Source organism: Roseovarius azorensis, from assembly GCF_900109455.1.
In the GTDB taxonomy this organism is placed as follows: domain Bacteria; phylum Pseudomonadota; class Alphaproteobacteria; order Rhodobacterales; family Rhodobacteraceae; genus Roseovarius; species Roseovarius azorensis.
This window is the reverse complement of sequence record NZ_FOAG01000002.1, coordinates 394,777-409,023: the sequence shown is the minus strand read 5'-3', so window position 1 is coordinate 409,023 and position 14,247 is coordinate 394,777. Positions and strand designations below refer to the sequence as shown.

General features: G+C 62.2%; 14 protein-coding genes. 9 read left to right on the top strand and 5 right to left on the bottom strand.

All coding sequences use genetic code 11. From position 1 onward, the window contains the following. Nucleotides 1-54: 54 nt before the first annotated feature. The 7 genes from pheT (at nt 55) to BSG08_RS05255 (ending at nt 6,064) form a co-directional block, all read left to right on the top strand. Nucleotides 55-2,466 carry a phenylalanine--tRNA ligase subunit beta gene (gene pheT / locus BSG08_RS05285; protein ID WP_093033127.1) on the top strand — a complete coding sequence of 804 codons (2,412 nt, stop codon included), beginning with the start codon at nt 55-57 and terminating at the stop codon, nt 2,464-2,466. 56 nt (nt 2,467-2,522) lie between these two features. Next, nucleotides 2,523-3,173, top strand: a complete 651-nt coding sequence (locus tag BSG08_RS05280) for a phosphoribosyltransferase (protein ID WP_093033124.1) — start codon at nt 2,523-2,525, stop codon at nt 3,171-3,173. A 14-nt stretch (nt 3,174-3,187) separates the two neighbouring features. Further along, on the top strand, nt 3,188-3,637 hold the full coding sequence (locus tag BSG08_RS05275; protein ID WP_093033121.1) for a YtoQ family protein: 450 nt from the start codon (nt 3,188-3,190) through the stop codon (nt 3,635-3,637). A gap of 157 nt (nt 3,638-3,794) precedes the next feature. Continuing rightward, nucleotides 3,795-4,034, top strand: a complete 240-nt coding sequence (locus BSG08_RS05270) for a type II toxin-antitoxin system Phd/YefM family antitoxin (protein ID WP_175544696.1) — start codon at nt 3,795-3,797, stop codon at nt 4,032-4,034. 245 nt (nt 4,035-4,279) lie between these two features. After that, nucleotides 4,280-5,011, top strand: a complete 732-nt coding sequence (locus tag BSG08_RS05265) for a TIGR04255 family protein (protein WP_093033115.1) — start codon at nt 4,280-4,282, stop codon at nt 5,009-5,011. Next, nucleotides 5,008-5,586 (top strand): hypothetical protein, encoded by a 579-nt coding sequence (locus BSG08_RS05260; RefSeq protein WP_093033112.1) that lies wholly within the window; start codon nt 5,008-5,010, stop codon nt 5,584-5,586. Before BSG08_RS05265 ends, BSG08_RS05260 begins: the two co-directional genes overlap by 4 nt. Further along, entirely contained in the window at nt 5,576-6,064 is a 489-nt protein-coding gene (locus BSG08_RS05255) for a hypothetical protein (protein ID WP_139274536.1), read from the top strand. Before BSG08_RS05260 ends, BSG08_RS05255 begins: the two co-directional genes overlap by 11 nt. A 33-nt stretch (nt 6,065-6,097) precedes the next feature. Here the strand turns inward: BSG08_RS05255 and polA are convergent, their stop codons facing one another. The 3 genes from polA to BSG08_RS05240 all read right to left on the bottom strand — a co-directional run bounded on the left by polA (nt 6,098) and on the right by BSG08_RS05240 (nt 10,363). Next, nucleotides 6,098-8,902: a DNA polymerase I gene (gene polA / locus BSG08_RS05250; protein ID WP_093033106.1), complete on the bottom strand. Its 2,805-nt coding sequence runs from the start codon at nt 8,900-8,902 to the stop codon at nt 6,098-6,100. After that, nucleotides 8,899-10,110, bottom strand: coding sequence for an AAA family ATPase (locus BSG08_RS05245; RefSeq protein ID WP_093033103.1), 1,212 nt, complete (start codon nt 10,108-10,110; stop codon nt 8,899-8,901). The genes polA and BSG08_RS05245 overlap by 4 nt, the downstream gene beginning before the upstream one ends. 73 nt (nt 10,111-10,183) lie before the next feature. After that, entirely contained in the window at nt 10,184-10,363 is a 180-nt protein-coding gene (locus BSG08_RS05240) for a zinc-finger domain-containing protein (RefSeq protein WP_093033100.1), read from the bottom strand. A 74-nt stretch (nt 10,364-10,437) separates the two neighbouring features. On the opposite strand from BSG08_RS05240, the gene BSG08_RS05235 reads away from it, so the two are divergent. Next, nucleotides 10,438-11,367 (top strand): ABC transporter ATP-binding protein, encoded by a 930-nt coding sequence (locus BSG08_RS05235; protein ID WP_093033097.1) that lies wholly within the window; start codon nt 10,438-10,440, stop codon nt 11,365-11,367. Here the strand turns inward: BSG08_RS05235 and zapE are convergent. Together zapE and pip are read right to left on the bottom strand one after the other, a co-directional pair. Beyond that, the gene (zapE, locus tag BSG08_RS05230; protein ID WP_093033094.1) at nt 11,364-12,425 is read right to left on the bottom strand and encodes a cell division protein ZapE; all 1,062 of its coding nucleotides are present in this window, start codon (nt 12,423-12,425) and stop codon (nt 11,364-11,366) included. The genes BSG08_RS05235 and zapE overlap by 4 nt on opposite strands. Nucleotides 12,426-12,476: 51 nt before the next feature. After that, complete coding sequence (gene pip, locus BSG08_RS05225; protein ID WP_093033091.1) at nt 12,477-13,451, bottom strand: prolyl aminopeptidase; 975 nt, start codon at nt 13,449-13,451, stop codon at nt 12,477-12,479. 49 nt (nt 13,452-13,500) lie between these two features. On the opposite strand from pip, the gene ubiG reads away from it, so the two are divergent. Next, nucleotides 13,501-14,247 carry a bifunctional 2-polyprenyl-6-hydroxyphenol methylase/3-demethylubiquinol 3-O-methyltransferase UbiG gene (gene ubiG, locus BSG08_RS05220; protein ID WP_093033353.1) on the top strand — a complete coding sequence of 249 codons (747 nt, stop codon included), beginning with the start codon at nt 13,501-13,503 and terminating at the stop codon, nt 14,245-14,247.

Sequence of the window (14,247 nt, the reverse complement as noted above, 5' to 3'; positions counted from 1 at the left end):
GACTTATCCGCTAAAGCGCGGAGTGATCCAAGATTTGCAGGCGGATGAGTAGGCATGAAATTCACATTGTCCTGGCTGAAAGAGCACCTCGAAACCACGGCCTCGGTTGACGAGATAGCCGAGACGCTGACCGACCTGGGGCTGGAAGTCGAAAGCATTTCCGACCCGGCGGCGCGGCTGAAAGAGTTTACCATCGGCAAGGTGTTGAAGGCGGAGCCGCATCCCGATGCCGACCGGCTGCGTGTCTGTCAGGTGGCGACGGCGGATGGCGAGACGCAGATCGTCTGCGGCGCACCCAATGCGCGCGAGGGGATCACGGTGGTGATCGCCAAACCGGGGGTCTATGTGCCAGGCATCGACACGACGATCGGCGTGGGCAAGATCCGTGGTGTCGAGAGCCACGGCATGATGTGCTCTGAGCGCGAGATGGAGTTATCGGAGGAGCATGACGGGATCATCGAACTGCCCTCGGGTGAGGTGGGCGAGCGGTTCACCGACTGGTTGGCGGTGAATGATCCGGCCAGGGTGGATCCGGTGATCGAGATTGCAATTACCCCCAACCGTCCCGATGCCTTGGGCGTGCGCGGCATTGCGATGGATCTGGCGGCGCGGGGGGTGGGCACAATGAAGCCCGCAAAAACCGTGGATATCGAAGGGCAGTTCACCTGCCCCATCGGCGTGACAATTGATCCGGACACGTCGACGGGCGGCTGCGAGATCTTTGCCGGGCGACTGGTGCGCGGGGTGACGAATGGCCCCTCGCCGGACTGGTTGCAGAATCGGCTGCGCGCCATCGGCCTGCGGCCGATTTCCGCGCTGGTGGATATCACCAATTTCTTTACCTATGACCGCAATCGCCCGCTGCATGTGTTCGACGCGGACAAGGTGCAGGGTAATCTGCGGATACATCGCACCAAGGGCGGCGAGATGTTGATGGGCCTCGACGAGAAGGAATACACGTTCGGCCCCGGTCAGGTGGTGATCTCGGACGACGGCGGCATCGAGAGCATCGGCGGCATCATGGGCGGGCTGCATACTGGCTGTACCGGGGAAACCGTCAACGTTTTCCTTGAAGCCGCTGTATGGGATCATATCCAGATTGCCACGACCGGACGCGCGCTGCGGATCAATTCCGACGCGCGCTATCGCAATGAACGCGGTATCGACCCGGCCTTCAACATGGAGGCGCTGGATCTGGCGACGCAGATGATCCTCGATCTCTGCGGCGGCGTGCCGTCGAACCGGGTGGTTGCAGGCAAGGTGCCGGATGTGAGCCGCGCCTATCGGTTGGATCCGGCACGGGTGCAGTCGCTGGTCGGCATGGATATTCCCGAGAGCGAACAGCGCCAGACGCTGACGGCGCTGGGTTTTCGGCTGGAGGGCAACATGGCGCAGGTTCCCAGCTGGCGGCCCGATATTCTGGGCGAGGCCGATCTGGTGGAAGAAGTGGCGCGGATTGCATCCCTGACCAGGCTACAGGGCCGTCCGATGGCGCGCGTTTCGGCGGGCGTGCCCAAGCCGATCCTGAGCCCGCTGCAAAGGCGCGAGCAGATCGCGCGACGCACCGCTGCGGCGCTTGGGTATAACGAATGTGTCACCTACAGCTTTATCGACCATGCCGCAGCCACGCTCTTTGGCGGCGGTGATGACGGCACGATGCTGGCCAATCCGATCAGTTCGGACATGAGCCACATGCGGCCCGACCTGCTGCCGGGTCTGTTGCAGGCGGCGGCACGCAATCAGGCGCGGGGGATCATGGATCTGGCGCTCTGCGAGGTCGGGCATGCGTTTTTCGGCGGCGAACCGGGTGAACAGCGGTTGCAGGTGAGCGGTATCCTTGTGGGGCGGACCGGGCCCAAGGACGTGCAGAGCACATCGCGGGCGGTGGATGTCTTTGATGCCAAGGCCGATGCCGAGACCATCCTGGCCGCCATAGGCGCACCCGCCAAGGTGCAGATCCTGCGCGACGGGCCGGACTGGTTCCATCCCGGTCGGCACGGGCGGATCTGCCTGGGGCCGAGCAAGGTGCTGGGCGTGTTCGGCGAACTGCATCCCCGCATCCTGCGGACGCTGGATGTGAAAGGGCCCGCCGTGGCGTTCACGCTCTATCCCGAAGAGATCCCGATGCCGCGCAAGAGCGGCGCCACGCGCGGGGCGCCGGAAATCAGCGGCCTGCAGGCGGTAGAGCGCGATTTCGCCTTTGTCGTGGATGAGCGCGTGGAGGCGCTGAGCCTCGTCAACGCCGCTGCCGGAGCCGACAAGACGCTTATCGAGGATGTGCGCATCTTTGACGAGTTCGTCGGTGGTGGTCTGGGCGAGGGCAAGAAATCGCTCGCCATGACGGTCCGTCTGCAACCCCGGGAAAAGACGCTCACGGACAGCGATATAGAGACTGTTTCGGCGAAAATCATCGAAAAGGTGACCAAAGCCACCGGCGGGGTGTTGCGCGGACAGGGGCCGGGCTGAAGCTCGGCCTACGCCGACGGCACAGTTTGCGGTATCCTGTTCACGGGGAGGCCGCGATGTATCAGGACCGCACAGAGGCCGGGGTGCGACTGGCGCAGGAATTGCAGAGCATGGCGCTGGAGCATCCGGTCGTGCTGGCATTACCGCGCGGCGGGGTGCCGGTGGCCCTGCCGATTGCCCATGCCCTGAATGCGCCGCTGGACCTGATCCTCGTGCGCAAGATCGGGGTGCCGGGCCAGCCGGAGCTGGCGGCGGGGGCGATTGTCGATGGCCCGCCGGAACATATCCACTTCAATGCGCGGATTCTGGAGGCGTTTGGCCTGGGCCATGACGACCTTGCTGACGCCGTTTCCGCAAAGCGGGCGGAACTGGCGGAGCGGCGGACGCGTTGGCTGGGAGAGCGTGTGCCGGTGTCTGTGGCCGGGCGCGATGCGGTGGTGGTGGATGACGGAATCGCCACCGGGGCCACGATGCGCGCCGCGTTGATGGCGCTGCGGGACCGGCGTCCGCGGCGGATCGTGCTGGCGGTGCCGGTGGCGGCGGAGGACACGCTGGAGGCGCTGCGCGATCTGGTGGATGCGGTTGTCTGTCCGCATGTGCCGCGCTATTTCCGGGCGGTGGGGCTGCATTACCGGCAGTTCGATCAGGTGCCGGACGATGCCGTGACCCGGATGATGGCCGGGGCCCCGCGCGACACCGAGGAATGAGAAAGGAGCCAGCCATGCCGCTGAATGTCTATCTGTCCGGGGAAATCCACACCGACTGGCGCGAGAAAATTATTGAAGGAGCAAAAGGACTTGACGTTACCTTTGCCAGCCCGGTGACGGATCACGCGGCGAGTGATGATTGCGGCGTTGCGATCCTCGGGGCGGAGCCGGACAAGTACTGGCACGACCACAAGGGGGCGATGGTCAATGCGATCCGCACCCGCAAGGGGATCGCCGGGGCCGATATCGTGGTGGTGCGGTTCGGCGAGAAATACCGGCAGTGGAATGCGGCCTTTGATGCGGGTTATGCCGCCGCACTGGGCAAATCGCTGATCATCCTGCAACAGCCCGAGCACGATCACGCGCTCAAGGAGGTGGATGCCGCCGCCCTTGCCGTGGCGCGGGAACCGGCGCAGGTTGTGGATATTCTGAGGTATGTCCTGACGGGATCCCTGCCGGGCTGATCCGGCACCGGGCCGCGTGCAACATGTGCGGCGCGGACGCGGGTTGTATACGCAGGCCTCAGGGTGACGGAACGGGCGCGCACGGGGCGGCAAGGCGGCGTTAACCGGGATGGGGCAGGGTCAGGTCAGCCCGCAGATGCCCCGGAGAATGTGCCCCATGTTTCACAACGTCAACAGCCGCGAGATCCGCGCCAATTTCCGCACCTATCTGGACCATGTGATGAAGACCGGCGACCGGGTGCTGATCTACCGGCACGGGAAAGAGGTGGCCGCACTGGTCTGCCGCGAGGACTTCAACGCGCTGGAAGAAGTGGCGGCGCGCAGCCCGTGGGAGCTGGAGCGGCGGCACAGGGAGGCGATGGAGCGGATGCGGGTGATGAAGGAGAAGATGCGGTGAGGGGGCTACGAGCAGGTTGGTGCGAGCAGATGCCCGTCCTATATCAAATCAAAGCAACCGCGCTTGCAGCCGAATGCTCGCATAAGTTGATTCGATCAAAATGCTGATACGAAGAAGACGGCCCAAGGTCAAACCATTGAGCGGGAATCGTTTTATCTTGTTGAATCGGAATGTATTTTTTGATTCAATGGTAAGGTCTTACGGGAAGTTGTTGCAATCCTGATCTTAGCCGCCGGGAGGGCTAATTGCGCTACAAGAAGGCGCCCATTTTAGAGGCCGTGCTTGAGTTTCGGTGGACGTCCAAAAAATCTCTGGACGAGCTCAAAGCCGTGCTGGGGCTTTCAATTTTTGAGGGCTTTCAGGCACCAAAGCCACGTATCCAGTTCGAAACAGCCTTCAAACCTGACGAAAACGCTATTTCGCATAACCAGAGGCAACTCGGCTTTGAAGTCACGCTACGTGACGGATCGGAAATCGTCTTCCTCGAGGAACAGAAGTTTGTCTTCGTGCAACGCGCGCCATATGACCGATGGGAGAGTTTCTCTGAAAAGGCATTGGCTTTACTCACTCCGACAGTTACCGCCCTCGATGTCACCGAGTTTTCCAGGGTAGGACTACGGTTCGTCAACCGCATCGACATACCCGAGCCGAAAATCGACACTGATGAGTATCTGACGGTCAAGTTCGACGGTCCCCGCCTTGATCGAGGAATCATTGAAGAATTCCAGATGAGAGTGGTGAAACCGTCTGATACAGAGGGGCTTCATTACGCGCTCGTCCTTGCGACAACGGCATCCCCTTTGCCTGAACATTCGGCCATATTGCTGGATATCGACGTTTTCACGCGAGAACCCATACCGGCCACGGGTGAAAAATTGATGCACATGCTGGGTGAAATGCGGATCGAGAAGAACGATATATTCCAGAAGTGCATCACCGAGAAAACGAGACAACTGTTTGGAGGTGTGGAGGAATGACATACGTCGATACCGGAATTCTCCCTCGCGGAACGCTGGAACCCGGAAGGGCTTATGACAACATCAATCACTTCTTTGGACAGCTTGGACAGGTGGTCGGCGCAAGCCGAGGCGAAGCGCAGGACTCCCGGTCTTCCCCAGATCTGACCCCGTTGGAGAAGCATCTCAGATTTGTTCAGGATGCCATCTCCAAGGTATCAATGCACCTGCCTCGGGGGTTTGCCGTCGGCTTGAACCGGCAGTTTGCAAACATGATGGACGAGGACGCGTGGGAAGACGACGATGACCTCGTGAGCCCGGATGCACTGACCGCGTTCATTGACACGCTTAGGCATACCCGCACGAAACGGCGTCCGGGCATTGGCACCAACGGGCGTGGCTCGGTAACGGCATCGTGGAGCGTCGGAGACAATCGACTCATAATTGAATGTCTTCCAAGCGGGAAAGTCAGCATGGTCCTGTCGCGACGATTGGACGATGGAGAAATCGAGCGTGCTGCTTTCGACCCGACCCGTCCCGAGCGTGTCCGCGATGTCCTTGCGCCTTTCAATCCAGAGGTCTGGTTTGACGGCTGACGGCGACGATATTCCGATGCCCAGCCGCGTGGTGCGCTACGTACCGTTCGGCAGGATGGATAAGGACGAGCATGACAACTTCCTGCGTCCTTATCCGAATGCCTTCGCGCAGCGGGAGAGCGAAGACTACCTTTCTGTTACTTGGTGCGAGTACTTCAACGGCTCTGCCAACGAGCAAATCCGCTGTTCTGTTGAGGCAATTCGCGCCAGCAACATCAACGTAAAACCGAAAGCATGCTTCTGCGTGGCGAACACACCCGAGGTGCTGGCCGCGATCGAAGACAGGGGCCGTCGCGGTCGCGCAATCTATCTCCCCGAAGATGACAATGCGGCGCATGCCGGTATCTATGGCATTGCACCTGAAGACGCGCTGCTGCTTGAGCGTCTCTCGAATGAGGTGTGGTGCGAATACCTCACGAAAGCGACCGCTGACGCGCTGCCCATGAGCGAATGTGCGAAGTCAGCAGATGTCGAGTAGCGACTACAACTAAGGCTTGCGGGCATCCCCCCTTCAATGCGCCTCCGCCCAGTTCGCGCCTTGTCCGGCGTCGACCACCAGCGGCACGTCGAGGTGGATGGCGGGGTGGGCGGCGCCTTGCATGACCTCTCGCGCCGCGTCGATCACGCGGTCTACCGCGTCCTCGGCCACCTCGAAGATCAGTTCATCGTGGACCTGTAGCAGCATCCTGGCTGGCAGCCCCTCGATCGCCGCCGGCATGCGGATCATGGCGCGGCGGATGATGTCGGCGGCGGTGCCCTGGATGGGGGCGTTGATCGCGGCGCGGCGGGCGAAACCGGCGCGGGGGCCCTTGGCGGCGATCTCTGGGGTGTGGATTTTCCGCCCGAACAGGGTCTGCACGAACCCGTGTTCTTTGGCAAAGGCGATGGTGTCGTCCATATAGCCCCTGATGCCGGGGAAGCGTTCGAAATAGCGGTCGATGAAGCCCTGCGCCTCTGCCCGGGGAATACGCAGGTTGCGCGCGAGGCCAAAGCCCGAGATGCCGTAGATCACCCCGAAATTGATCGCCTTGGCCTGGCGGCGGATTTCGGGGGTCATCTGGTCCATCGGCACGCTGAACATCTCGCTTGCTGTCATGGCGTGGATGTCGTGACCGTCGCGGAATGCCTGTTTGAGCGCGTCGATGCCCGCCACATGGGCGAGGATGCGCAGCTCGATCTGGCTATAATCGAGACTGACAAGGCGGTTGCCGGGTTCGGCGATGAACGCCTCGCGGATGCGGCGGCCCTCTTCGGTGCGCACGGGGATGTTCTGAAGGTTGGGATCGGTCGAGGCGAGGCGGCCGGTGTTGGCGCCGGTCTGCACATAGGATGTATGCACGCGGCCCGTATCCGGGTCGATATGGTCCTGCAAGGCATCCGTGTAGGTGGATTTGAGTTTGCTGAGTTGTCGCCAGTCAAGCACGCGGGCGGGCAGTTCGTGCTCTGTCGCGAGATCCTCCAGCACGTCGGCGCCGGTGGCATAGGCGCCGGTCTTGCCCTTTTCGCCGCCCGCGAGAGCCATTTCGTCAAACAGGATCTCGCCCAGCTGCTTGGGGCTGCCCACGTTGAAGGTGCGGCCCGCGAGGTGGTGGATCTCGGATTCCAACGCCGCCATTTTCTGCGCGAACTTGCCCGACATGGCGCGCAGCGTGTCACGGTCCACCTTGACGCCGTGGCGTTCCATCTGCGCCAGAACCGGGACGAGGGGACGCTCCAGCGTTTCATAGACGGTGGTGACGCGGGCGCGGTGCAGTTGCGGGCGAAAGGTGAGCCAGAGGCGCAGGGTGATGTCGGCGTCTTCGGCGGCGTATTTCACCGCGTCGTCAATGGCGACACGGTCAAAGGTGATGGCGGATTTGCCGGAACCCAGCAGCGACTTGATCGGGATCGGGCTGTGGTTCAGGTAGCGTTCCGAGAGCGTGTCCATGCCGTGCCCGTGCAGGCCGGAATGCAGTGCGTAGGACATCAGCATCGTGTCGTCGATAGGGGTGATGTTGAGGCCGTGGCGGGCAAGGATCTTGGCGTCGTATTTCATGTTCTGGCCGATCTTGAGGATGGCGTCATCCTCAAGGATCGGTTTCAGGGTGGCGAGGGCGTCGTTGAGCGGCAACTGCCCCTCGGCCAGCGTGTCGGAACCAAAGAGATCGTCGGCGGCGCCGTCCTTGTGTGCGAGCGGGATATAGCAGGCCCGACCGGGGGCGGTGGCGAGAGAGATCCCCACCAGATCGGCCTGCATTTCATTGAGCGAGGTGGTTTCGGTATCGAGTGCAACATAGCCCTGCGCGCGGATGCGGGCGATCCATGTCTCAAGCGCGGTCATGTCGCGGATGTGTTCGTAGGATTCAGGGTCTATTGCGGGCCAATCCGGGGATTTTTCCGTGGTGTCCCCGGCTGACGGCGCTGACGGCTCCGGGATGACGGGCGGTTCCTTGCCCAGCGCATCGGCGATGCGTTTCGACAGGGTGCGGAATTCCATTCGGGCGAGGAAATCGAGCAGCGTGTCGGGGTCGGGATCACGCACTTCGAGGTCGTCGAGGGTGAAGTCCAGAGGCGTGTTGCAATCGAGTTGCACCAGACGCCTGGACATCTCGATCTGGTCGCGCTTTTCGATCAGCGTGTCGCGGCGTTTGGGCTGCTTGATCTCATCGGCGCGGTCGAGCAGTTCCTCGAGCGAGCCGAATTCGTTGATCAGCAGCGCGGCGGTTTTCACACCGATCCCCGGTGCGCCGGGGATATTGTCAACACTGTCGCCGGCGAGCGCCTGCACATCGACGACGCGGGACGGGTCCACGCCGAATTTCTCGCGCACCCCGTCCGCGTCGATGCGGCGGTTCTTCATCGCGTCGAACATCTCGACCCCGCCGCCCACGAGCTGCATCAGATCCTTGTCCGACGAGATGATCGTGACCCGCCCGCCCAGATCGCGCGCCTGACAGGCGAGCGTGGCGATGATGTCGTCTGCCTCGAACCCCTCGATTTCCTCGCAGGCGATGTTGAAGGCGCGGGTCGCCTCGCGGGTCAGCGGAATCTGCGGGCGCAGATCCTCCGGCATCGCCTCTCGGTTGGCTTTGTAGGCGTCGTAGAGATCGTTGCGAAAGGTGTGGCTGCCCTTGTCAAAGATCACCGCCACATGGGTCGGCGCGTCGTGGCCGTTGTTGCCCTCGACATAACGTTGCAGCATGTTGCAGAAGCCCGACACCGCGCCGATGGGCAGGCCGTCGGATTTGCGGGTGAGCGGCGGCAGGGCGTGATAGGCGCGAAAGATGAAAGACGAACCGTCGATCAGGTGCAGGTGACAACCCTTGCCAAAACTCATTTTCTGGAACCTTTCCTTGCCGAGTATCGCATGAGTTCGGGCAGCGCTCGCAGCATGAAACGGTCAAAGAGTGGAACCGTGAAAGCCGTCTCGCCATGCCGCTGCGAGTATATCATACCTGCCTTGATCAGTTTGCTGCGCGTTGCGGCGACCTGACTGCTGTTTGTGCCAAGCGCATTCGCAATATCGCCTGTGCGATGTGGACCAGACCCAAGTTCGGCCATGGCACGCAGGTATTGCTGCTCCAGTTCGGAACATCTGTCAAAACGGACACGAAAAAAGTTCATGTCGAGATGGTTGAGAATGGCGGGCGATGCGTTGCGCAGGTCGTCTTCGGTTATCCCGTCGTGCCCGGCTTCGTCCCAGGCGAACTTGCCCCAGGTCTGAAGGAAATAGGCATAGCCTTGTGTCTCGCGTATGATCAGGTCAAGCGCGCCGGTGTCGATCCGCACTCCGGCGCGTTCCACTGGTTCGCGCAGCGCGCGGCGCGCGGCTTTGTCATCGAGTGGCCCGACCTCGGGAAACAGCAAGAGCCTTTCGGCATATGATTTCGCCTCGCCCACCAGCGCCGCGATCTGTGGCAATCCCGCTCCGATCACGATCAACCGGAAGCCCGATTGCGCCGCTTCGTGCAAGGCGCGCGCCAGCGCGGACAACTCTGGCCTCGAAAGATACTGGATCTCATCAATAAATATGCCGATGGCGCTGCCTCGCGCTGCCGCTGCGTCGGCTACCAGCCGAAGCAACTCGGGCAGATCGGCTTCGAGATCACCGCTACCGGCGTCGGGTGTTGCCGGGGTAGCCCCCATTGAAATACCATCGTACTCAACCCTGAAGATGGCTGCGAAATTTCGTAGTGCCGCTGCCGCAAGTCCCAGTTTCTGCTCCATATTCGCCATGCGATCGAGGCGGCGCAAGACAACCGACAAACCGGGCACAAGGCGTTGCGCCAGATGTCCGCCCGAGTCATCGGGAACCTCCAGCTTGATTGTTTCAAACCCTGTCGCCTTGGCTTTCTCGTGTAGCGCGTTGAGCAAGACCGTCTTGCCCACGCCGCGCAGACCCAGAAGGAACATTGAATTTGCATGGAGCCCGGCCTTGATCCTGTCAAAGGCGATGGAGGCCTGCTCGACCAAGTCTTCCCGTCCCGCGAATTCAGGCGGGCGCACGCCGGCACTTGGGACAAAGGGATTGAGTCTGGGATCCATGTTTATCCATTTTATCAGGATTTATCGTTTTCTGATAATATTGGATAACTTAGATAAAGCAAGGTGGTTTGGATCAGACCCTGCCCTCGAAATCCTTGTGGATCAGTTTCGCATCGCAATAGGGACATTCGACATAGCCCGCATTGCGCGGAATCTGTAGCCAGACGCGGGGATGGCCCAATGCGCCCTCGCCGCCGTCGCAGGCCACGCGATAGCTGTCAACGATACGGATTTCGGGGGCCTGAGTGACCATCGGGGCGTTTCCTTTTGCCGGGCTTTCCACTAGGTGCGACTATGAGTGAATGAGACGCGAGGGGCAAGAGCAGCATGGCGGCAAATGCCATTGAAATCCGGGGCCTGACCAAGATCTATGGCGGCGGGCGCAACAGCCCGGAGAAACGGGCGTTGCAGGGCATCGACCTGGATATCCCGCAGGGATCGGTTTTCGGCCTGCTGGGGCCGAACGGAGCGGGTAAATCGACGCTGATCAACATTCTGGCGGGGCTGGTGATCAAGACGGCGGGCCGCGTGACGATCTGGGGATTCGATCAGGATCACAATCCGCGGCAGAGCCGGGCGTCGATCGGGGTGATGCCGCAGGAACTGAACCTCGACCCGTTCTTTACACCGCGCGAGGCGCTGGAGGTGCAGGCGGGGCTATACGGCGTGCCGCGCCGTCAGCGCCGCAGCGACGAAATCCTGCGGATGGTCGGGCTGGAAGACAAGGCCGGGGCCTATGCGCGCACTTTGTCGGGAGGGATGCGGCGCAGGCTGCTGCTGGGCAAGGCGCTGGTGCATCATCCGCATGTCCTGGTACTGGATGAGCCGACGGCAGGTGTCGATATCGAGTTGCGCCAGATGCTGTGGGAGAACGTCCGCAAACTCAACCAGCAGGGGATGACGATCATCCTGACCACGCATTACCTGGAAGAGGCCGAGGAGATGTGCGACGAGATCGCAATCATCAACCTGGGGCAACTGGTGGCCCGTGACAGCACCGTCAACCTGTTGAGGCGGCTCGATTCAAGGACGATGATCCTGCATCCCGATGGCCCGGTGGGACGGTTGCCCGAGGGGGAGGGATTGGACGTGACGCAGCGTGGCGATGGCGCGCTGGTGATCCGCTATCGTTCCGCCGAGACCCCGGCCGAGGCGGTTCTGGCCGCCGTGCGCGCGGCGGGAATCTGCATCCGGGATGTAAAGACCGAGCAGGCGGATTTGCAGGATGTGTTTCTGGAACTGACGCGCAGGCGTTAAGTCGCCTCGCCCCAGCCGTCGGACTGCATTTCGCGCAGCCTGCTGGCGGTGCGTTCGAATTCGAACGATCCTTCGCCTTCGAGATAGAGATATTCGGGCTCTGCCGCCGCCGAGCAGATCAGCCGCACGCGCGCCTCGTAGAGCGCATCAATGAGCGTGACAAAGCGCCTGGCCTCGTTGAAATTGCTGCGCCCAAGCTGCGGGATGTTCTCAACGATCAGCACGCGCGCCGCCTGCGCCAGCGCGAGATAGTCGGCGGGCCCCAGCGGTTTGCCGCAGAGGTCGTAGAACGTGGCGCGCGCCACACCGTTGTGAAAGGCCGGAATCTCGACCACGCGCTTGTTGACGATGATGCTGTGCGGCCCGCCCTGCCCGCCGGTCAGATCCTGCCATATAGTCTCTATTCTTGCGCGATTTTCGGTATTCAACGGGGTGAAATAGCTTGGGTTTCCGGCCAGCCGGTCCTGCCGGTAATCTGTCGGGCTGGTCATTTCATGGATCACCATGCGTTCCTTGACCAGGGCGATGAAGGGCAGGAAGAGCTGGCGATTGAGGCCGTTCTTGTAGAGATCGTCGGGCACACGGTTCGAGGTGGTGACCACCACCACGCCCGCCGCGAACAGCGCCTCGAACAGGCGACCGACGATCATCGCGTCGGTGATGTCGGTGATCTGCATTTCGTCAAAGGCCAGAAGGCGGACGGATTTCGCCACCTCTGCCGCGACGGGCGCGAGGGCGTCTGCCTCATTGCGGGCGCGCGCGGCATGCAATCCGGCGTGCATTTCCTGCATGAAGGCATGGAAATGCACCCGGCGGTTGGGCACGTTCAGGGTCTGGGCAAAGAGATCCATCAGCATGGATTTGCCGCGCCCCACCCCACCCCAGAGATAGAGCCCCCTGGGTGGCTCTGGTGCGCGACGGAACCAGCCGCGGGGTTGCGCATCGCTCAGCCCCGCGCGGATGCGCTCGAACTCCGGCAGCACCGCCTCTTGTGCGGGGTCGCGGGTCAGGTCGCCCGCGGTCACGAGGCGGTTGTAGAGATCGGCAAGCGTTTCCATGCGCCCCGGCATATCGCGCCGCGGCGCAGGGGAAAAGTGCGAATGCGCCGTTCAGTATGTGGTGGCGAGTTTCTTCATCACCCGGACCAGATCGGCGCTGATGCCCGGTTCCGACAGGGCGTGACCGGCGACGGGAATGATCCGCAGGTCGCATCCGGGCCAGGCATCGGCGATCCGGTGCGCGGTCGCGGGGGGACAGATCATGTCATAGCGCCCCTGCACGATGGTGCCGGGGACATGCGCGATGTCGCCCATCCGGTCGAGGATCTGCCCGTCATGGTCGAGAAAGCCGCGATGGGTGAAATAGTGGTTCTCGAGCCGCGCGAAGGCACGGGCGTAATCCGCCGGGCTGTCGCCGCCGACGCCGGTGGATTGCACGGTCGCAAGCGCGTTTTCCCAGGCGGACCAGGTTCTGGCATAGGTGATTTCCTCGTTCAGCCGGCCGGAGAACAGCCGCTTGTGATAGGCGTCGATCAGGTCGCCGCGCTCTCGTTCGGGGATGGGCGCGCAAAAGCGTGCCCAGGTTTCGGGCCAGAACGCCCCTGCCCCGCCGCCATAGAACCAGCGAAGCTCTGCCTCGGTCATGGTAAAGACGCCGCGCAGCACCAGGTGCATCGCGCGGTCGGGATGGGTCTGGGCATAGATCAGCGCCAGCGTGGCGCCCCAGCTGCCGCCAAAGACGATCCATTGCGAAATGCCGAAGGTTTCGCGGATGCGCTCGATATCCGCCACGAGATGCCATGTGGTATTCGCCTCGACGCTGGCATGCGGACGCGAGCGGCCACAGCCGCGCTGATCGAAAAGGATGATCCGGTAGATCGCGGGATCGAAATAGCGCCGCATCGCCGGGCTGCATCCGCCGCCGGGACCGCCATGCAGCACCACCACCGGCAGGCCATCGGGGTGACCCGACTGCTCGACATAGACGGAATGGCCGTCGCCCACGTCCAACATGCGCCGGTCAAAGGGTTCGACCGGGGGATAGAGATACTGGACTGCGCTTTTATGGCCCGAGACTTTGTCCATGAAGATCCTATATAACGCCCATGACCCATTGAGCCATATGGAGACCGGAATGCAAGCCGCCCAGAGCACGATTGACCCCGCCGAGGTTGCAAAATTCGAGGCGATGGCCGCCGAGTGGTGGGATCCGAACGGCAAGTTCAAGCCGCTGCATATGCTCAACCCCTGTCGTCTGGATTATATCACGGCGCAGATCGCGGCGGAATTCGATCGGGAACCGGGGCAGGCGGCGCCTTTCGCCGGGTTGCGCATCCTCGACATCGGCTGTGGCGGCGGATTGCTGAGCGAGCCGATGGCGCGGCTGGGGGCGGATGTGGTGGGCGCGGATGCGGCAGAGCGCAACATTCCCGTGGCGCAGGTACATGCCGCGCAATCGGGGCTGAAGATCGACTATCGCCACACCAGTGCCGAGGCGCTGGCGGCGGCGGGCGAGGCGTTCGACGTGGTGCTGAACATGGAGGTGGTCGAACATGTGGCCGAGCCGCTGGCCTATCTGACCGCCTGCCAGCAGTTGCTGAAGCCCGGCGGACTGATGATCTGTTCCACCATCAACCGCAATCCCAAGAGCTATGCCATGGCGATCGTGGGGGCGGAATACATCATGCGCTGGCTGCCGAAGGGCACGCATGACTGGGCAAGGTTCATCACGCCGGACGAGCTGTATGAACTGATCCGTCAGGCGGGCCTCGATCCGGTGGATCGCAAGGGGTTCGTGTTCAACCCGGTGACATGGCAATGGCGGCTGTCGGATCGGGATCTGAGCGTGAATTACGTGACGGCGAGCGTCAGGCGGGGCTGA

Bases quoted from the DNA above. Each gene is read 5' to 3' on its own strand.
- zapE (WP_093033094.1), bottom strand. From the start codon at position 12,425: ATGGAAACGCTTGCCGATCTCTACAACCGCCTCGTGACCGCGGGCGAC.
- BSG08_RS05260 (WP_093033112.1), top strand. From the start codon at position 5,008: ATGACATACGTCGATACCGGAATTCTCCCTCGCGGAACGCTGGAACCC.
- BSG08_RS05280 (WP_093033124.1), top strand. From the start codon at position 2,523: ATGTATCAGGACCGCACAGAGGCCGGGGTGCGACTGGCGCAGGAATTG.
- BSG08_RS05245 (WP_093033103.1), bottom strand. From the start codon at position 10,110: ATGGATCCCAGACTCAATCCCTTTGTCCCAAGTGCCGGCGTGCGCCCG.
- pip (WP_093033091.1), bottom strand. From the start codon at position 13,451: ATGGACAAAGTCTCGGGCCATAAAAGCGCAGTCCAGTATCTCTATCCC.
- BSG08_RS05235 (WP_093033097.1), top strand. From the start codon at position 10,438: ATGGCGGCAAATGCCATTGAAATCCGGGGCCTGACCAAGATCTATGGC.
- BSG08_RS05240 (WP_093033100.1), bottom strand. From the start codon at position 10,363: ATGGTCACTCAGGCCCCCGAAATCCGTATCGTTGACAGCTATCGCGTG.
- BSG08_RS05275 (WP_093033121.1), top strand. From the start codon at position 3,188: ATGCCGCTGAATGTCTATCTGTCCGGGGAAATCCACACCGACTGGCGC.
- pheT (WP_093033127.1), top strand. From the start codon at position 55: ATGAAATTCACATTGTCCTGGCTGAAAGAGCACCTCGAAACCACGGCC.
- ubiG (WP_093033353.1), top strand. From the start codon at position 13,501: ATGCAAGCCGCCCAGAGCACGATTGACCCCGCCGAGGTTGCAAAATTC.
- BSG08_RS05270 (WP_175544696.1), top strand. From the start codon at position 3,795: ATGTTTCACAACGTCAACAGCCGCGAGATCCGCGCCAATTTCCGCACC.
- polA (WP_093033106.1), bottom strand. From the start codon at position 8,902: ATGAGTTTTGGCAAGGGTTGTCACCTGCACCTGATCGACGGTTCGTCT.